The organism is Sphingomonas sp. Root710 (genome assembly GCF_001429065.1).
GTDB lineage: Bacteria > Pseudomonadota > Alphaproteobacteria > Sphingomonadales > Sphingomonadaceae > Rhizorhabdus.
Genome location: NZ_LMIB01000015.1, coordinates 170114 through 187546 on the forward strand (window position 1 = coordinate 170114; position 17433 = coordinate 187546).

General features: G+C 60.7%; 19 protein-coding genes. 12 read left to right on the forward strand and 7 right to left on the reverse strand.

Annotation, left to right across the window (positions count from 1 at the left end; genetic code table 11):
• Positions 1-66 precede the first annotated feature (66 nt).
• The 4 genes from cysT to rarD are packed head-to-tail and all read left to right on the forward strand — an operon-like array spanning position 67 to position 3431.
• Entirely contained in the window at positions 67-909 is an 843-nt protein-coding gene (gene cysT, locus ASE00_RS15905; protein WP_056382088.1) for a sulfate ABC transporter permease subunit CysT, read from the forward strand.
• Positions 906-1748 carry a sulfate ABC transporter permease subunit CysW gene (gene cysW, locus ASE00_RS15910; RefSeq protein WP_056382090.1) on the forward strand — a complete coding sequence of 281 codons (843 nt, stop codon included), beginning with the start codon at positions 906-908 and terminating at the stop codon, positions 1746-1748. Before cysT ends, cysW begins: the two co-directional genes overlap by 4 nt.
• Positions 1749-1750: 2 nt before the next feature.
• Positions 1751-2533 carry a sulfate/molybdate ABC transporter ATP-binding protein gene (locus ASE00_RS15915; RefSeq protein ID WP_056382093.1) on the forward strand — a complete coding sequence of 261 codons (783 nt, stop codon included), beginning with the start codon at positions 1751-1753 and terminating at the stop codon, positions 2531-2533.
• A 1-nt stretch (position 2534) separates the two neighbouring features.
• Positions 2535-3431 (forward strand): EamA family transporter RarD, encoded by an 897-nt coding sequence (gene rarD / locus ASE00_RS15920; RefSeq protein ID WP_235538708.1) that lies wholly within the window; start codon positions 2535-2537, stop codon positions 3429-3431.
• A gap of 129 nt (positions 3432-3560) precedes the next feature.
• Here the strand turns inward: rarD and ASE00_RS15925 are convergent, their stop codons facing one another.
• On the reverse strand, positions 3561-4442 hold the full coding sequence (locus tag ASE00_RS15925; RefSeq protein WP_056382097.1) for a branched-chain amino acid aminotransferase: 882 nt from the start codon (positions 4440-4442) through the stop codon (positions 3561-3563).
• 133 nt (positions 4443-4575) lie between these two features.
• Here ASE00_RS15925 and ASE00_RS15930 point away from each other — a divergent pair, with 133 nt between their 5' ends.
• From ASE00_RS15930 to ASE00_RS24260, 4 genes are all read left to right on the forward strand, one after another.
• Positions 4576-5079, forward strand: a complete 504-nt coding sequence (locus ASE00_RS15930) for a MarR family winged helix-turn-helix transcriptional regulator (protein WP_056382617.1) — start codon at positions 4576-4578, stop codon at positions 5077-5079.
• A 159-nt stretch (positions 5080-5238) separates the two neighbouring features.
• Positions 5239-5727: a glutathione peroxidase gene (locus ASE00_RS15935; RefSeq protein ID WP_056382619.1), complete on the forward strand. Its 489-nt coding sequence runs from the start codon at positions 5239-5241 to the stop codon at positions 5725-5727.
• Positions 5728-5833: 106 nt separating this feature from the next.
• Complete coding sequence (locus tag ASE00_RS15940) at positions 5834-7942, forward strand: catalase (protein ID WP_056382099.1); 2109 nt, start codon at positions 5834-5836, stop codon at positions 7940-7942.
• A 320-nt stretch (positions 7943-8262) separates the two neighbouring features.
• Positions 8263-8994, forward strand: a complete 732-nt coding sequence (locus ASE00_RS24260) for a MucR family transcriptional regulator (protein WP_082594751.1) — start codon at positions 8263-8265, stop codon at positions 8992-8994.
• Positions 8995-9210: 216 nt separating this feature from the next.
• Here ASE00_RS24260 and ASE00_RS15950 read toward each other — a convergent pair whose 3' ends face one another.
• Both ASE00_RS15950 and ASE00_RS15955 read right to left on the reverse strand, forming a co-directional pair.
• Positions 9211-10041: a 23S rRNA (adenine(2030)-N(6))-methyltransferase RlmJ gene (locus tag ASE00_RS15950; RefSeq protein WP_056382102.1), complete on the reverse strand. Its 831-nt coding sequence runs from the start codon at positions 10039-10041 to the stop codon at positions 9211-9213.
• Between the two features lie 29 nt (positions 10042-10070).
• Complete coding sequence (locus tag ASE00_RS15955) at positions 10071-10643, reverse strand: pseudouridine synthase (protein ID WP_056382621.1); 573 nt, start codon at positions 10641-10643, stop codon at positions 10071-10073.
• 144 nt (positions 10644-10787) lie between these two features.
• Here ASE00_RS15955 and ASE00_RS15960 point away from each other — a divergent pair, with 144 nt between their 5' ends.
• The 4 genes from ASE00_RS15960 (at position 10788) to ASE00_RS15975 (ending at position 15021) form a co-directional block, all read left to right on the forward strand.
• The gene (locus tag ASE00_RS15960) at positions 10788-11108 is read left to right on the forward strand and encodes a hypothetical protein (protein ID WP_056382104.1); all 321 of its coding nucleotides are present in this window, start codon (positions 10788-10790) and stop codon (positions 11106-11108) included.
• Between the two features lie 391 nt (positions 11109-11499).
• On the forward strand, positions 11500-12633 hold the full coding sequence (locus tag ASE00_RS15965; protein WP_056382106.1) for a DUF262 domain-containing protein: 1134 nt from the start codon (positions 11500-11502) through the stop codon (positions 12631-12633).
• Positions 12630-14057, forward strand: coding sequence for an ATP-dependent nuclease (locus ASE00_RS23075; protein ID WP_162256472.1), 1428 nt, complete (start codon positions 12630-12632; stop codon positions 14055-14057). The genes ASE00_RS15965 and ASE00_RS23075 overlap by 4 nt, the downstream gene beginning before the upstream one ends.
• Before the next feature lie 415 nt (positions 14058-14472).
• On the forward strand, positions 14473-15021 hold the full coding sequence (locus ASE00_RS15975) for a hypothetical protein (RefSeq protein WP_056382110.1): 549 nt from the start codon (positions 14473-14475) through the stop codon (positions 15019-15021).
• Positions 15022-15028: 7 nt separating this feature from the next.
• Here the strand turns inward: ASE00_RS15975 and ASE00_RS23885 are convergent, their stop codons facing one another.
• The 4 genes from ASE00_RS23885 to ASE00_RS15990 all read right to left on the reverse strand — a co-directional run bounded on the left by ASE00_RS23885 (position 15029) and on the right by ASE00_RS15990 (position 17339).
• On the reverse strand, positions 15029-15175 hold the full coding sequence (locus ASE00_RS23885) for a hypothetical protein (protein ID WP_200957960.1): 147 nt from the start codon (positions 15173-15175) through the stop codon (positions 15029-15031).
• Entirely contained in the window at positions 15175-15552 is a 378-nt protein-coding gene (locus ASE00_RS15980; protein WP_162256488.1) for a hypothetical protein, read from the reverse strand. Before ASE00_RS15980 ends, ASE00_RS23885 begins: the two co-directional genes overlap by 1 nt.
• Positions 15553-15554: 2 nt before the next feature.
• Positions 15555-16259 (reverse strand): hypothetical protein, encoded by a 705-nt coding sequence (locus ASE00_RS15985; protein ID WP_156405466.1) that lies wholly within the window; start codon positions 16257-16259, stop codon positions 15555-15557.
• A 129-nt stretch (positions 16260-16388) separates the two neighbouring features.
• Positions 16389-17339 (reverse strand): IS1595 family transposase, encoded by a 951-nt coding sequence (locus ASE00_RS15990; RefSeq protein ID WP_056382117.1) that lies wholly within the window; start codon positions 17337-17339, stop codon positions 16389-16391.
• Between the last annotated feature and the right edge of the window lie 94 nt (positions 17340-17433).

The window sequence follows — 17433 nt, forward strand, 5'->3', positions numbered from 1 at the left end:
TGGGGGCCGGGCGTCGTCCGGCCCCTTTGTCGTGCGTACGCGTATCTCGAATAAGGTGGGCAAGATATGACAAGCAGGGCGATGGGCCGCCCGGCGATGCGGATATTGCCGGGCTTCGGATTGACCATGGGGCTGACCATCACCTGGCTCAGCCTCATCGTGCTCATTCCGCTGAGCGCGGTGTTCATTCGTTCCTTTGGCCAGGGTTTCGACCATTTCCTATCGGTCGCCTTCTCGGAGCGCGCGCTGGCGAGCTACCGCGTCACCTTTGGCGCGGCGGCGATCGCCGCGCTGGTCAACGCTGTGTTTGGCCTGCTGATCGCGTGGGTGCTGGTCCGCTACAGATTTCCGGGCCGCCAGCTGCTCAGCGCGGTGATCGACCTGCCCTTCGCGCTGCCCACCGCCGTCGCCGGCATCGCGCTCACCGCGATCTATGCCGATACCGGCTGGCTGGGTAAGCCGCTCGCCGATCTCGGCATCGCGGTAGCCTATCATCCGCAGGGCATCGTCGTCGCGATGACCTTTATCGGCCTGCCCTTCGTCGTCCGCACCGTCGAGCCGGTCCTCGCCGATCTCGGCCGCGATATCGAGGAGGCGGCGATCACGCTGGGCGCGCACCGGTCTCAGGTGTTCCGCCGCGTCGTCCTGCCGGAGATCACCCCCGCGCTCGTCACCGGCACCGCGCTCGCCTTCGCGCGCGGGGTCGGCGAATATGGCTCGGTGATCTTCATCGCCGGCAACATGCCGATGATCTCGGAAATCTCGCCGCTGCTGATCATCACCCAGCTCGAACAATATGATTATGAGGGCGCCGCCGCGATCGCGGTGGTGATGCTGCTCATCTCCTTCACGATGCTGCTGATCATCAACCGCATCCAGGAATATAACCGCAGGAAGGCCGGGCTATGAAACGCGCCGATCCGCTCCAGGCGCCCCGCCCTGTGATGCTTGGGCTGGTCGCCCTGGCCGTCGCCTATGTCGGCGTCATGCTGCTGCTGCCGCTCGCGGCGGTTTTCGTCGAGGCGCTGCGCAACGGCTGGGAAGCCGCCGAGGCCGCGATCGTCGAGCCCGACGCCTGGGCCGCGATCAAGCTCACCCTGCTGGTCGCGGGCATCTCGGTGCCGTGCAACCTGATCTTCGGCATCGCGTCGGCCTGGCTGATCGCCAAGCATGATTTCCGCGGCAAGGAATTCCTGCTGACGCTGATCGACCTGCCCTTCTCGGTCTCGCCGGTCGTCGCGGGCCTGATCTACATCCTGCTGTACGGCGCGCATGGCTGGTTCGGCCCCTGGCTGGAGGCGCACGACATCAGCATCGTCTTCGCGACCCCGGGCATCGTGCTGGCGACGATCTTCGTCACCTTCCCCTTCGTCACCCGCGAACTGGTGCCGCTGATGATCGCGCGAGGGCGCTCGGAAGAGGAAGCCGCGCTCTCGCTCGGCGCGAACGGCTGGCAGACCTTCATCCGCGTCACCCTGCCCAACATCCGCTGGGGCCTGCTCTACGGCGTGCTGCTCACCAATGCCCGGGCAATGGGCGAATTCGGCGCGGTCTCGGTCGTCTCGGGCCATATCCGGGGCGAGACCAACACCATGCCGCTCCACGTCGAAGTGCTGTACAACGAATATAATTTCGTCGCTGCCTTCGCCGTTGCGGCGCTTCTTGCGTTGCTTGCACTGGTAACGCTCGGCCTCAAGACCTACCTCGAATGGCGTCACCACGATGCCCTTGCTGCTTCGGGACACTGACCATGACGATCACGATCGACAATATCTCGCGCCGCTTCGGCCAGTATCCCGCGCTCGACGGGGTTTCGCTCGACCTGCCCGAAGGTGAATTCGTCGCGCTACTCGGACCATCGGGCTCGGGCAAGACCACGCTGCTCAGGATCATCGCCGGGCTCGAATATGCCGAGCAGGGCCACATCGCCTTCGGCAGGGAGGACGTCACCGACATGCCGGTGCAGGATCGCGGCATCGGCTTCGTCTTCCAGCAATATGCGCTGTTCCGCCACATGACGGTCGCGAAGAACATCGCCTTCGGGCTCGACGTACTGCCGCGCAAGCAACGCCCGTCCAAGGCCGACGTCACCGCCCGGGTCGATGAACTGCTCGAACTCGTCCAGCTCCCCGGCCTCGGCAGCCGCTATCCCTCGCAGCTCTCGGGCGGCCAGCGCCAGCGCGTCGCGCTTGCCCGTGCGCTCGCCCGCAATCCGCGCATCCTGCTGCTCGACGAACCCTTCGGCGCGCTCGACGCCAAGGTCCGCCGCGAGCTGCGCAGGGCGCTGCGTCAGATCCACGACCGGCTCGGCATCACCTCGATCTTCGTGACCCACGACCGCGAGGAGGCTTTCGCGCTTGCCGACCGGGTGGCGATCCTCAACCTCGGCAAGATCGAGCAGTTCGCCTCCCCCGCCGAGATCGAGCGCTCCCCCGCCAATGCCTTCGTCCGCGACTTCATCGCCGACGATGTCGAGGAGAAGCCCGCCCTGGCGCTCGCGGCCAGCCGGACAGCGTCGCTGGTCAACGGTTAGCTTGCCAAGCCTGTCCTACACCCGCGTCGGCGTCCTGATGGGCGTCGGCGCTTATACGCTGTGGGGCGTGCTGCCGCTCTATCTCAAGGCACTGCTGCCGCTGTCGTCGAGCGATATCCTCGCCCACCGCATCCTCTGGTCGCTGCTGCTGCTCGGCGCGATCAGCCTGCTCTACCAGCGCTGGCCCGAGGCGCGGGCGGCGATTACCGCACCGCGCACCGCGCTGGCGCTGGTCGTCTCGACCGTGCTGATCGCGGCCAACTGGCTGCTCTACATCCATGCCGTCAATAGCGGCCACGCGATTCAGGGCAGCCTGGGCTATTTCATCAACCCCCTGGTCAACATACTGCTGGGAATGATCTTCCTGCGCGAACGGCTCGGCAGGCCGGAGACGATCGCCGTCCTGTTCGCGGCGGCGGGGGTCGCCGCGCTCGCCATCGCGCAGCACGCCATTCCCTTCATTCCGCTGGTGATCGCGCTGACCTTCGGGCTCTACGGCCTCGTCCGCAAGATGATCGGGGTCGGCCCGGTCGAAGGGCTGCTCGTGGAGACGGGGCTGCTTGCGCCCTTCGCGCTCGGCTGGCTGCTGATGGGCGGCGATCCGCCCCCGGCCGGATCAGGGCCGCTGCCCGCACTCTGGCTGCTCGCGCTCGGCGGCATCATGACCACCGTGCCGCTGCTGCTGTTCAACGGCGCGGCACAGCGCATCCGCTATTCGACCCTCGGTCTGCTCCAATATATCGGTCCGACCATTACCCTGTTGATCGCGATCTGGGTGTTCGGCGAGCCGCTGCTGCCTATCCACATCCTCACCTTCGGCCTCATCTGGACCGGCCTGATCATCTACGCCACCGCCACCTGGCGCCGCGGCCGCGCGGCGGTGGTGGTGCCTGAATAAGCATTTCAGCAAAGCTGAAATGCGCGGTGCCAGCCCGCTCCCCCACCCAACCTCCCGATATCGTACACTGGATCGGGAGGTTGGGTGGGGGAGCGGGCTGGCACCGACTATCCGCGTGAGCGGATCAAATCAGAGAACCAACTTCCCCCGCACCAGCTCCGAATAATCCTTCTGGATCTGGCGGGTCATGTCGCCCACTTCGAAGTTCCACGGGCCCGCCGAACCGACCGGGACGATCTCCGCCGCCGAGCCGGTCAGGAAAAACTGCTCGAAGCTTTCCAGCTCTTCCGGCCAGATCGCACGTTCGATCACCTCGATACCGCGCTTGCGGGCGAGCTTGATCACCGTCTGGCGGGTGATGCCGTTCAGGAAGCAGTCCGGGGTCGGGGTGTGGATCACGCCGTCCTTGATGAAGAAGGCGTTCGCGCCGGTCGCCTCGGCCACCTGGCCGCGGAAATCGAACATCAGCGCGTCCTGGAAGCCGCGCGCCTCGGCATGATGCTTCGACATCGTCGCGATCATGTAGAGGCCCGCCGCCTTCGCCTGGACCGGCGCGGTGTACGGCGCGGGGCGGCGCCACGGCGCGATGTCGAGCTTCAGCCCGCCCGCGCCCGGATCGAGATACTGACCCCAATACCAGCAGGCGATCGCCATGTGCGGCTTGGTCCGCTGCGCCGACACGCCCATCTGCTCCGAACCGCGCCAGGCGACCGGGCGGACATAGGCGTCCTTCAGGTTGTTCGCCTTCATCGTCTCATAGCAGGCCGCGGTGATCTCCTCGACCGACCAGGGCAGGTCGAAGCCCAGCATCGCCGCGCTCTCGCGCAGGCGGCGGCTGTGCCAGTCGGCTTCGAAGATATTGCCATCATAGGCGCGCACGCCTTCGAACACCGACGAGGCGTAATGCATCGCATGGGTCAGGACATGGACCTTCGCATCGCGCCACGGAACGAGCTTGCCGTCGTGCCAGATAAAGCCGTCGCGATCGTCGTAGGTGGGTTCGTCAGCCATGTCGTAAGTTCCTGCTGCTGCGCGTGCCTATTTGTAATTTTTCGCCAAAGACCCGATAGCGGAGGACAGAATCAATCCTCCGGCCACGTTTCGGCGTTGCGTTCGGATAATCGCGATGGCAAATTACGTCAACATGGCTGTCCAAAATTCCTCCGACCCGTTTCGCGCCGCGTCGCCGCTGTTCCTGCGCGAGCCCGAGATACGCCGTGGCGCGGAGCTGCTCTATTTCGGCTATAGCCACATGTTGCGCGGCATCGACGAGGGGCTGGCGGAACAGGGCCTGGGCCGCGCCCACCATCGCGCGCTCTATTTCATCGCGCGCAACCCTGACATCCCCGTCAGCGATCTGCTCCGCATCCTCGGCATCACCAAGCAGTCGCTCGGCCGTGTCCTCAACGAGCTGAGCTCGCGCGGGATGATCGAGACCCGCCCGGGCCGCGAGGATCGCCGCCAGCGGCTGCTGCGCGTCACCGAGTCGGGCGCGGCGCTGGAGGCTTCGCTGTTCGAAGGGCTGCGCGAGCGGCTGTCGGCGGCCTATGCCCAGGCCGGGCAGAATGCGGTGACGGGTTTCTGGGCGGTGCTCGAAGGGCTGGTCCCGCCCGGCGAGAAGAACCAGATGCCGCACACGCGGAAATAGGGGTAACTATTCACCGCTCATCCTGAGTAGGGACTGAGCTTGGCGAAGGCCCGTATCGAAGGGCCCGGTGCGTCCTTCGAGACACCACTTCGACAAGCTCAGTGGTTCCTCAGGATGAACGGATATGAGTGATGCTTCATGATCGAAGGGCAAAGCGCGATGAGCACGGTCTACGACTTCTCGGCGAAAGCCATCGACGGCAGCGACGTGCCTCTCGACAGCTATCGCGGCAAGGTGCTGCTGATCGTCAACACCGCCTCCAAATGCGGCTTCACCCCGCAATATGAAGGGCTCGAAACCCTCCACGAACAGCTGTCGGACAAGGGTCTCACCATCCTCGGCTTCCCCTGCAACCAGTTCGGCGCGCAGGAGCCCGGTGACGAGGCCGAGATCGAGAGCTTCTGCAAGCTCACCTATGACGTGCAATTCCCGATGTTCGCCAAGGTCGAGGTCAACGGCCCCAACGCCCACCCGCTCTACGCCTGGCTGAAGAGCAATGCGAAGGGCATCCTCGGCACCGAGGGGATCAAGTGGAACTTCACCAAATTCCTGATCGATCGCGACGGCGGCATCGTCTGCCGCTATGCCCCGACGACGAAGCCCGAGGCGATCCGCGGCGACATCGAGGAACTGCTCGAAACCGCCTGACGGCGCCACGATCGGACTGATCTAAGTTAAAGAGATCATTTATTTTCCTGCGGCGCGGACCTGTGCCGCGGCTGGGCCGTTCCTGCTCCACACCGAGGAGGGCGACATGGCCGACAGCATCTACACGAAACGCAACCCGGGCCAGGGCGGCGAGACGCATCAGACGGCATCGGGCGATGACCAGCCGCCCCTGACCACCCAGCAGGGCGTCGTCGTCGCGGACGACCAGAACACGCTGCGCGTCGGCGATCGCGGCCCCGCGCTGCTCGAGGATTTCCACTTCCGGGAAAAGATCTTCCATTTCGATCATGAGCGCATTCCCGAGCGGGTCGTCCACGCGCGCGGCTATGGCGTCCATGGCCGCTTCACCCTGGCCAAGTCGCTGGCGAAATACACCACCGCGCGCGTGCTGAGCGATGTCGGGGCGGAAACCCCGATGTTCGTGCGCTTTTCCACCGTCGCGGGAAACAAGGGCTCGTCCGATCTCGCGCGCGACGTGCGCGGGTTCGCCGCCAAATTCTACACGCCCGAAGGCAATTGGGACATCGTCGGCAACAATATCCCGGTGTTCTTCATTCAGGATGCGATCAAATTTCCCGATCTGATCCATGCCGCCAAGCCCGCGCCCGACCGCGAATTCCCCCAGGCGCAGACCGCGCACGACAATTTCTGGGACTTCATCAGCCTGACGCCCGAAAGCATGCACATGGTCATGTGGACGATGTCGGACCGCGCGATCCCCCGCTCCTTCCGCTTCATGGAGGGGTTCGGCGTCCACAGCTTCCGGCTGATCAACGCGAAGGGCGAATCCACCTTCGTCAAATTCCACTTCAAGCCGCGGCTCGGCCTGCAATCGGTGATGTGGAACGAGGCCGTCAAGATCAACGGCGCCGACCCCGATTTCCACCGCCGTGACCTGTGGGACGCGATCGAGGCCGGGGCTCCGCCCGAATGGGATTTCGGCGTGCAGCTGTTCGACGAAGCCTTCGCTGAACAGTTCGAGTTCGACATCCTCGACCCCACCAAGATCATCCCGGAGGAACAGGTGCCGGTCGAGATCATCGGCAGCTTCGTGCTCGACGGCCTGGTCGACAATTTCTTCGCGGAAACCGAACAGGTCGCCTTCTGCACGCAGAATGTCGTCCCCGGCATCGGCTTCTCCAACGATCCGCTGCTCCAGGGCCGCAACTTCTCCTATCTCGATACCCAACTGAAGCGGCTGGGCTCGCCCAATTTCACTCATATCCCGATCAACGCGCCGCGCTGCCCGATCCACAATCATCAGCAGGACGGCCATATGGCGATGCGCAATCCGCGCGGCCGGGTGAATTACGAACCGAACAGCTGGGACGCTGGCCCGCGCGAGGATCCGAAGACGGGCTACCGCCATTTCGCGGCGGCCGAGGGCGGCCCCAAGGTCCAGCTGCGCCCCGAAAGCTTCGCCGATCATTACAGCCAGGCGCGGCAGTTCTTCGTCAGCCAGACGCCGATCGAACAGAAGCATATCGGCGACGCGCTGGTCTTCGAACTCAGCAAGTGCCAGCGGCCCGAGATCCGCGAGCGGATGGTCGCCCACCTGCTCAACATCCATCCCGATCTCGCCCAGACGGTGGCGGCCGGGCTGGGCCTGCCCAGGCTCCCCAAGGCGCATGATCCCGCCATCGCCCCGCTGACCGATCTGCCGCCGTCCGACGCGCTGTCGATCGCCAAGAACGGGCCGCAGCGGTTCGAGGGCCGCAAGCTCGGCATCCTCGTCAGCGACGGCGCCGACGCCGCGATCGTCGACGCGCTGATCGCCGCGGTCGGTGCGGAGAAGGGCGTCTACGAGATCATCGCCCCGCACATCACCGGCGCGACACTGTCCGACGGCGCCCTGCGCGTGGCGCATCAGAAGGTCGATGGCGGCCCGTCGGTGCTGTACGACGCCGTCGCGATCGTCCTGTCCGAAGCCGGCGCCGCGCTGCTCGCGCGCGACAAGACCGCAAAGGATTTCGTCTCCGACGCCTTCGCCCATTGCAAGTTCATCGCCTATACCGATCCGGCGAAGGCGCTGTTCGAAAAGGCCGGCATTGCGCCCGAGGACATGGACGAAGGCTTCATCCCCCTCGCCGAGAAGGGCGATGCGAAGACCTTCCTGAAGGCCTGCGCCCCCCTGCGCGTCTGGGACCGCGAACTGAAGGTCGACCTCGACGCCGCCGCCCCGCCGCCCGCCTGACGCACGCGCCGCGGCAGCGGAATTACAGCGGACCGGCATTCTGGCCCAGGCCGGGCCGGTCCGCCTGCGCAATGCCAGAGCTTCGTTTCGGCAAAGGCAGGAAATAGCGGTTTTTCGTGCCCCAAGGCGCGGCCGGCTCAATCTACCTGATCACCGGAGGCACGCGAAACCGCTATTGGCAGGCCGCTATTGGCCGGATGTCGATCCGCTCTAGTCGTTGGAACTTCCCGAAATAGAAAAACCGCCCTATAGAGCGTGAGAATAGGCAGCATGTCCTTGCCTTCATCGCCACATCATGTGGTCGAACATCTGGAGTCTATATGGCTGACATCGACGCGACCGACCTCACGACACTTACCGTCGACCTGCTGAGCGCCTATTTCGCCAGCAACAGCGTTCCGAGCGAGCAGCTTTCGAGTCTGATCCAGTCCACCCATGCCGCGCTGACCCAGATCAACAGTCCCGCGCCGCCCGAACCCGAAGTACCGGTGCATGTACCGGCGGTCGGCATCCGTAAAAGTCTTGCGTCGCGCGATCATATCATCAGCCTGATCGATGGTAAGCCGTACAAGACTTTGAAGCGCCACCTCGCAACCCACGGCATGACTCCCGCCGAATATCGCGAGCGCTACAAATTGCCTGCCGACTATCCGTTGGTGGCCCCTGCCTATTCCGAACGCCGCCGCGCCGTCGCCCAGAAGCTCGGGCTCGGACGTTCGCCGACGAAAGGCGCGCAGGCAAAGGCTGCGGCGACCAACGCTACGCCCGCCACGGCTGAAGCGCCCGCCAGCCCGGCCAAGCCCGGTCGCAAGCCCCGTGCGGCATCCGCCGCCGCCAAGCCGAAGCTGAAGCCGGCCGCGGCCGCCAAGGCCCCAGGCCGCAAGCCCCGCGCGGCGAAGGCCGACGGCGCCAAGGCAAACGGCACTGCGGCTTCGCCCGCCGCTGACGGCGCGCCGGAGATGTCCGGGAAGCGGAAGCTCTCCATCGCCGGCCCAAAGGCCGACGACGCTCCGGCCAAGCAGGCGGGACCGGGCCGGCCGAAAAAGTCCTAGTCGCCGCTTCGCCTATCGTACCGAACTGTTCCGGTCGCCTTATTCGCTGAAATTTGGCGCTAAGGCGTATCGGCATTCAGTTCAGACCGAGCCGAAAATGGTGATTTTTCGTGACCCGGAGCGCAGCGTACTCAGATGTACGCGAGCACCGGAAGCGCGGGAAAGCGCCATTTGCAGGCCGGTGTGGACTGAATGCCGATACGTCCAGCCTCGTCTTCAGTTGTCCAGCCAATCCGCTATGGTCTCGCCCCTATGCCCTTCCGGCGCCAGCGCGCCGCGAAGGGCTTCCAGCAGCGGCGGCAGCGCCTGCGTGAAGGCATAGGGCGGATTGACGATGAACAGGCCCGCTCCGTTATAGATGCCGGGCTGATCGGCATCATAGAGCCAATGCTCCACCGACAGGAATTTCGGGATGCCGAGCTTGCGCAACGCCTGCTTCCACCGTTGATGCGTCGCGCGGTCTTTCAGCGGATACCAGATCACCGTCACGCCATGCGCCCATTTGCGGTGCGCCGCGGCGAGGGTGGCGGTGATGCGGGCGCGCTCGTCGGTCTGCTCATAGGGCGGATCGACCAGCACCACGCCGCGCCCGGTGCGGGTCGGCAGCATCGCCAGCCAAAGCTCATAGGCATCGCGCTCATGCACGGCGGCAGGCGTACCGCGCATCGCGCCGCGCAGCGCACGGGCGTCCTCGGGATGCTTTTCATTGAGGATCAGCACATCCTGCGGGCGCAACAGCTGCGCCAGGAACTGTGGCGAGCCGGGGTAGAGGCGCGGCTCCGCCCCGGCATTCACCGCCCGCACGGCGGCGCGATAGTCGTCCAGCAAGGGGTTCGCGTCGGCAAAGGCCCGCACCACGCCCTGCGCGGCCTCGCCGGTGCGCTGGGCCTGCTCGCCGCCAAGGTCATACAGCCCGCAACCGGCATGGGTGTCGATCAGGGTCAACGCGCCCTCTTTTTGCTGCAAGGCCCGAACAAGGGCGATCAGCAGGCTGTGCTTCACGACATCGGCGCTGTTGCCGGCATGGAAGGAATGGCGATAATTCATGGAAAATCCAAAACCCTGTCGATGTGCCTTTAGACGCCGCCGCTGATCCTGCCCGGGCTGGAGACCTCCTCATACTGGCCCGGCGCGATCCCGGCGACAGTCCAGTCGCCGATCGACCAGCGCACCAGCCGCAGCGTGGGCAGGCCGACCGCCGCCGTCATCCGGCGCACCTGCCGGTTGCGCCCTTCGCGGATGGTGATTTTCAGCCAGCTGTCGGGAATGGACTTGCGCTCGCGTATCGGCGGATCGCGCTCCCACAGCTCCGGCGCGTCGATATGCGCGACCTCGGCCGGCAGGGTCATGGCATCCTTCAGCCGGACGCCCCGCCGCAGGCGCTCCAGCTCCGGCGCCTGCGGATCGCCTTCGACCTGCACCAGATAAGTCTTGGGCAGCTTGAAGCGCGGATCGGCAATGCGCGCCTGCAACCGCCCGTCATCGCATAACAGCAGCAGGCCCTCGCTATCCCGGTCGAGCCTCCCGGCGGGATAGACGCCCTTCACGTCGATGAAGTCCGACAATGTCGACCGGACCGTCGGCGATCCGCGATCGGTGAATTGCGACAAGACCCCGAAGGGTTTGTTGAACAGGAGCAGCCGAGCCATGCTGCCGCTCATATCGTCCAGCGGCCGATATGTCTTCCGGCGCATGCCGCCGCCGGATCGGCTGCGCAAACCGCTTTGCCAGCCCCCTTGTCAGACCCATCACGATCGTTGCCCTGATGGGGTTTGGACCCTAGAGCGGCGGATATGTCAAAGTCTCAAAGCACTGGCGGCGCCATCCAGGTCGATGGCCTGATCTACGACTGGCGCCTTCAACGAGAGCCGCATCTGTCCGATGACGAGGGCTGGAAGGGCATGACGATTTCGCTGATGCAACGCGATGCCAGACGCGAGGCGCTGGTGGAATTCCCGCCCCCCAAGCGGCTGTTGAAAGGCTTGCCCCGCGGCCGCCTCCAACTCGACGACGCGACGATCTCGCGCTGCGTGCGCGCAGCCTTGTCGGCGGGATGGGAACCGATGACGCGCGGGAAGCCGGTGACATTCGTGGTGGATTCAGAAGGGAACTGACGTGGCTGGCGCAGCTGCGCGCCGACACTCGACAGGCCACCGATAATACCGACGCCCAACTTGGCAAGGAATAGGCGCGCTACGACCAGCCCTCGCCGTTCATATCGGTTCCGGTAAACATCCGCTCCCGATGGAATCACCCGTTCAACCTGAGCGAAGCTGCTGATCGGCATTGCGCCCGAATAGCGGCCGCACCGCCGAAGCGTCACGCTTGTTATAATCCGCCATCGATAGGCGCAGCGGAAGTTAGCCGCTAAGCTTAACCGTGCCAGGAATGCTTTTTCTAACCCGCCGATCATCTTCAAGGTGACCGAAACAGGCGACGTTTTGTCAACGTTGCGTGACGAAGCAGGTTAGGCCAGAACATGCATCGCACATCAGGAACCGCCGCATGAAGCTGACACCCACTGAGCCGGATATCCGGACCATCGTTGACCGTATTGACCGCGGTGACATCGACCTTCAGCCAGATTTTCAGCGTCAGGAGGTTTGGGCCACCAAAAAGCAGAAGCGCTTGATTGATACGGTGTTGCGAGGATGGTCAATTCCGCCAGTTCATTTGGTGGAAACCAGTGACAAGCGACTTGAAGTTTTAGACGGTCAGCAGCGTTTGGCCGCGCTACGTGACTTCGTAAATAATCGCTTCTCGATAGACGGTCGCATCACGCCTGCCGACGACCGAGTAGAGGCTCTGCACGGAAGATTCTATCGGCAGTTAGACGACGTTACCCGGCGCGTTGTTGACCAATACCCGTTGCGCTGTTTTAGGATCACAGATTACTCACCCGAAGAACCAAATGAGCTATTTTACCGCCTGAATCAACCGACTATGCTCACTGCAGGGGAGCAGCGAAACGCCCTTTTTGGGCCAGCTAGACAGCAGCTCAAATCGTTGGTCAATAAATTTGTTGAATACGGCAACGACAGGGAGACGCTCGGATTTTCGAATTTACGACTCGCGTATGATGACGTTTTAGCGCGACTTCTTTTCTTCCTCGAAGCTGGCAACTTTGGCGCAAAAAGCACAGAGGGCCGTATTTCTGAGCGGTTTAGATCGCAAGAACCATTCAGCAATCAAGTACAGAGTAGAGCCGAAGGAGCGGTCATTTTTTTCTCAAATGCGCGTGAGCACGCCGAGCCGTTCCGCTATAATAAGGCTAGCTTGCTATCGTGGCTCTTATTTTTCAGCCGGTTCCACGATCACGCTGAGAATATTGACCTCTCGGTCATAGCCCGATTTATAGAAGCTTCACGCGGCCGTTACGGCGCGAGCTTCGTTAGTGAAGCCGTTGAGGTTTTCACGGATCGCGCGAGTTTAAGAGTTACTGACGTCAGCTCTGTAGTCTATCGCGATTTTGTTCTTTGCTATCTTTACCATTTTTTATGTAATGGCGAGGTACCCGAGAGCATAGATTTATCCATCATAAAAAATGTTGAAAATTTACTCAGTTCTGATGAGGAACTCAACTTCGAAGACGCACTTGGCGAAGTCATCGATATTGACACCTGGAGTCACTCACTGTGAGAGACGCCAAGGCAGCAGATTGGCTGCGACGACTTAAAAACAAGCAAGGTCGCTGGACAACGAAAATCCATCGCATTGCTTTGAAGGGCACTGCAAGCATAGGTGAATTGGAACTGCCGATCCAATCACCTTTAACAGTCTTGGCAGGAGCCAACGGAGTAGGAAAAACTACCATACTCAGGGCGATTTGGGCAGGGCTCGACCCGAGCGGTGCCGCTTCAATCATAGCATCGAGTAAGAAGCTTACTACCGGCTCTATCACAATAGATATAAGTGTTGCAGAAAATAACGAGGTCGCCGAAGCTCGTTTTAGCGAAGATGATATCATCCGAGAAAGCTCTAGTAGCGTTACTGTACAGCACATCGATAGTGCTGCATTCGTTGCTACCTATCAAGCGGCCTTCTGTGACTTTCAAAGTTCTGAGGAGATTGTAAACGGCGTCAGTCCTCGTGAACTAGGTGACGCCGAGCTTGCTGAAATAAGTTTCATCCTTAACAGGGATTATAGGCGAGTAGTTGCCTACGAAGTTGAGCTAGATACCGTCGTTCCATTCTTCGAGGTTGCTTACGGGAACGATACCTACGACAGTCGGACGATGGGTGCAGGAGAAATGGCCGCTTTGTATGTATGGTGGAGTGTACGGCGCGCTGAATCTAACTCAATCATCCTGATAGAAGAGCCGGAGGCTTATCTCTCTTATAATTGTCAAACTGCCTTAGCGAAGTCTCTTGTTAGGAGCATTGTCGATAACGGCATTGTTTGCATTGTTAGCTCGCACGCTGCCGCGTTTATATATCCCTTACCTAGGAATTGTGTACTTTTTCTATCTCGAGGTCAGGGCGGTTTAGCCCTTGTGGCCGACAGCCCGCCCCCCGTTTTATTGCAACAGCTTGGGATCGAACTGCCTATAAAGGCTGTTATGTTCGTTGAAGACTCCATAGGCCGCCTAACATGTCGCGCAATTTTAGAGCATCTCGATCCCCTTCTGTCTCGTCAGATTCATATCGAACAGAAAAATGGTGACGGCGATGTGATAGGCTCCTTGCGACCTTTGATGTCCGTTGAAGGTCCAATCTTGTTTATTGGCATGTTCGATGGCGACGTCAGGTCTAGCGTGCCAAAGGAGCTTTTGCCTCATAGCGCCTTCCTCCCTGGCGACTTACCGATGGAGCGCGCTTTTCGCGCGATTGTGTCCGATCCAGATTGCCCAGCCAGAAAGGATTATCCCAATTTGGAGACGATTTCTGCGGCGCTCGAAGGAAAGGACCATCATGACTGGTATGAAGAAACAGCAAAGGGTTTAGGTCTTTCTCGAGACCAGCTGTTTTTCGTGCTCTTTGAAGCTTGGTTCAAAATGCCGGGGAACGCTGAAGCGTGTTCGACGACGTACGATGAAGTACTTAAGGCTCTTCAGCCTGCCTGATCCCTTCGGGTTTAGCCGACGCAGTTAGCCAACGGATAGTGCCTGTATAATTGAAGTAAAGTTCATCAAGTCAAACCGGGGCTTGGAACTGCTGCTATCCACTAGACGGATTGCGTGAGGTTCAATCCATCCCATATTTGGTAAATTGCTAGGTAGCTAGGCTGCTGATAGCTCAGTCGTAGTCGATGCTTCGGTCGGCGCGATCTGTCCGCTTTCGCGACACACATGCCGAAAGCCGCTTTTTCGCAACCGGCCCAGAGGCAGACGCGAACCATCCTGGCTTCACCATTCTATGTACCTCATTTGTTCTTGCAATGTAGGGGCGATTACGTATTTCACAAACCATCTTCTCGTTGCGGGTGTGTGGCGCTATGAAGGCACCGCAAGCGAGGGATGTAGAATGTGGCCTAAATCGATGCGCGACTGGTTCGCTACATTTGGCCTGTGGTTTGGCGCGCTGATCATGGCAATCAAGGCAGCTAACGCAGACTTGTGGACGGGAATGCCCTCTTGGCTGACGGCGAACTGGTGGAGCTACGTACCGCTTGCCCTTATCTCGATCTACGTTGTCCTCGCGATCTGGCGGTTTTTTCGACCTGAAGCGGAGCCCGCAGTAGCCGAATATGGACCTTTTCTTGCGCCTCCCCCGAAACAAAATGAGCAACACCGCGCCTTGCAAGGGCTCCAAAACGTAAAAATGACTGCAGATAACGCCCTCTCAATGAACAACGATAGAGCGGTAGGTGCGGAACTGGCAAAAATGAGAGCAGTTCTCATGACAGCGAGCAAGCAATTCGGAATCCCGCAGATGCCCAATATTGGCGACGCCAAAGCAGAACTGCGATTTTCATCGCAGCTAATCGAGCAAGTGCTTCCTTATCTTATAGAAGGCCATCTTGATCACGCAAAAAATGAAGCGGAAGCTTACGTTAAGCCTTTCCGTGACGTGCAAGATCTAATCTAACTGGAGGTCACTCCGGCTTCCCCGGCTGCCCCGGCTCCGGCTTCTTCTCCACCAGCTTCTTGACCCTCTCGTCAAAGCGCGCCTCGTCGTCGTCGCAATCAAGGTCGCGCGCGGCTTCCTTGAACTTGTCGAGTTGGGATTGCTTTTCCGTCATCACAGCACCTTCTTGAGTCGGTTCCCGGCGGTCACTCGATAGATAAAGGGTCGCTTCTCGGTGTCGCAAACCTTTTTGATCTTATCATAGTTATGGGCAAGGCTCTTCATCTTGAAAAAGCCGATGGAACTCGCGCCGTGGAGATAGAAACAGCCGATCTTGTGCTGCTCAATAGCCTTCCTGGCCAATGCCTCGTTCTGCCACTTCGCGTCATGGCTACAAACGACCCAGCCCTTCTCTCCGACAATATGCAGCCATTCGTCATCGGGCATTTTATCAGGGAATCCCTCACCATCGTGAGAGCGCACTTCGAAAGGGCACTTCAACGTAATGAGGGCTTTCGGGAATTTCTTCCCAAAGCACCGATCAAAATACAGAGTTAGTCCCGCAGGTTCCTCCCGCCCTCCAAATCGACGCCTTCGAAGCGGAGAGCGGCCAGCACCGCCGAATTCGACACCCCGAAATCATCCGAGATGTCGTCAAGCTCTTCCCCTGCCTCCCAACGCCCCTTGAAAATCCAAGTCGCGACGCCCTCGATCGCTGGCGCGCCGAACTGAACGCGAGGGTCAATCATGATCTCACTGTCCATTCCAGCGACATGCCACCGAACGGCTAGGCCATCATCTTCGTATTCAAACTCTTGTAAGCGCCCTATAATGTCGGACCAAGCCAACTGCCCCGCGCGGGATGCGACAAGCAATTTTTTGTCACCCGCATCTGCTTCGAATTGGGCGTAATCCATCCAAAGGTCACGACCGTCCGTCTTGAACCGATGTTCGGCGAATGGGAATTCGGCCTCAAGCTGCTTGCTTACATACTCTCGGGCCGCCCGGATTTTTTGCAAGCTCACACCCGCTTTACGAAAAGTCGAAACGACGGCTACCTCGATCAGTTGTAGGTAGGAAAGGGCGTCGCCCTTATCCTTCGAACTGAGCGTACCCTTACGGTTGCTGGTTAGCGGCTTGTGCCAGCTTGCAACCGTCTGCGGCGTAATCCGAGCATAACGAGCCACTTCCCGAATCTTGTAATTCGGAATGAATAGGCGAGAGCGCCACAAATCGCTGGGGCGGACAGGCGCATTCACTGTTGCCGGAATCTCCTTCGGCCTTTGGTTATCCACCTGCTTCGATGTCGTCGTATCATGGATGGATTCGCTTGTGAATCGATCAAAACGAACGACATCTCATATTGGTGCCCGATCTTCGGTTCAGGTTTAGCGGTAAGCTGTTTGATAGGTCAGGCGCTTGCCAACGATGCCCTTGATCGCATTGTCAGCGCGGGCCTTGTCATCAATGCCGAGCTTGGCGCGGTTGCAGTACCGGAAGTCGAACTCGGCAAGGTAGCGGTGCAGATGCTGCTCGCCGCAATGCTGATAGACGCCCTTCATGCCGCGCTTGAAGATGGAGAACGAGCCTTCGACGGTGTTCGTGTAGACATCGCCCCGGCCATATTCGCCGATGGAGTGATTTACCGTTTCGTGGCTGGCGAAATCCTTGCCGAGCATCTTGTAGAGGCGGGCCTGATCGGTGATCAAACGGGCTTCCTTGGCAATGTTGGCTTTCACGATGGGCTCAACATAGGTGCTGATCATCTGATCGAAGTTGAACGACCGGATCTGGCCGCTGGCGCGATCAACAAGGCTGATGACCTTCATCTTGTGCGCGCCGCTCTGGCGGATGGGCTGACCCTTGAGAACGCCGATGTAGGTTTCGTCCACCTCGACCGCACCACCACCCGAACCGAACGGGACAGCAAGCTCGCCGGAGCGCAGGGCTTCACGGATGCGGTGGGCGAGAAACCAAGCCGAATTGTACTGCACTTCGAGGATGCGGCTAAGCTGGTGGGCGCTGATGCCCTTCTTGCTCGACATCATGAGGTGAACGGCCTGGAGCATCTTGTGGAGGGGGAGCTTGGCGTCCTCAAACACGGTGCCGACCTTGGCGGTGAACTGCTTACGGCACTCGCCACATTTCTTGAGGCCGTGGCGGACGATGCCCTCGGGGTTCTTCTTGCTGGGCTTCGAGCGGACGCCTTCCAGCTTGTACACCCGGCCACCGACAACGCCGCAGTGCGGGCAGACAATTCCATCGGCCCAGATCATCGCTTCGAGATATTCGAAGGCGGCGGCCTCATCGTGGAAACGGGGCTGAGAGAGAACGGACATTCGGTAGGCTCCTTATACCCCTGTTCCTAGCGTGTTCCGTTGGGTTTGTCAAATACGTAATCGCCAATGTAGGGTTCCAAATTCCAGCATCCCG

Coding starts and splice junctions, on each gene's coding strand:
- ASE00_RS24260 (WP_082594751.1), top strand. CDS start 8,263: ATGGCTGACATCGACGCGACCGACCTCACGACACTTACCGTCGACCTG.
- ASE00_RS15990 (WP_056382117.1), bottom strand. CDS start 17,339: ATGTCCGTTCTCTCTCAGCCCCGTTTCCACGATGAGGCCGCCGCCTTC.
- cysT (WP_056382088.1), top strand. CDS start 67: ATGACAAGCAGGGCGATGGGCCGCCCGGCGATGCGGATATTGCCGGGC.
- ASE00_RS15965 (WP_056382106.1), top strand. CDS start 11,500: ATGAAGCTGACACCCACTGAGCCGGATATCCGGACCATCGTTGACCGT.
- ASE00_RS23885 (WP_200957960.1), bottom strand. CDS start 15,175: ATGACGGAAAAGCAATCCCAACTCGACAAGTTCAAGGAAGCCGCGCGC.
- ASE00_RS15935 (WP_056382619.1), top strand. CDS start 5,239: ATGAGCACGGTCTACGACTTCTCGGCGAAAGCCATCGACGGCAGCGAC.
- ASE00_RS15915 (WP_056382093.1), top strand. CDS start 1,751: ATGACGATCACGATCGACAATATCTCGCGCCGCTTCGGCCAGTATCCC.
- cysW (WP_056382090.1), top strand. CDS start 906: ATGAAACGCGCCGATCCGCTCCAGGCGCCCCGCCCTGTGATGCTTGGG.
- ASE00_RS15960 (WP_056382104.1), top strand. CDS start 10,788: ATGTCAAAGTCTCAAAGCACTGGCGGCGCCATCCAGGTCGATGGCCTG.
- ASE00_RS15930 (WP_056382617.1), top strand. CDS start 4,576: ATGGCTGTCCAAAATTCCTCCGACCCGTTTCGCGCCGCGTCGCCGCTG.
- ASE00_RS15925 (WP_056382097.1), bottom strand. CDS start 4,442: ATGGCTGACGAACCCACCTACGACGATCGCGACGGCTTTATCTGGCAC.
- ASE00_RS15940 (WP_056382099.1), top strand. CDS start 5,834: ATGGCCGACAGCATCTACACGAAACGCAACCCGGGCCAGGGCGGCGAG.
- ASE00_RS15975 (WP_056382110.1), top strand. CDS start 14,473: ATGCGCGACTGGTTCGCTACATTTGGCCTGTGGTTTGGCGCGCTGATC.
- ASE00_RS15955 (WP_056382621.1), bottom strand. CDS start 10,643: ATGGCTCGGCTGCTCCTGTTCAACAAACCCTTCGGGGTCTTGTCGCAA.
- ASE00_RS15950 (WP_056382102.1), bottom strand. CDS start 10,041: ATGAATTATCGCCATTCCTTCCATGCCGGCAACAGCGCCGATGTCGTG.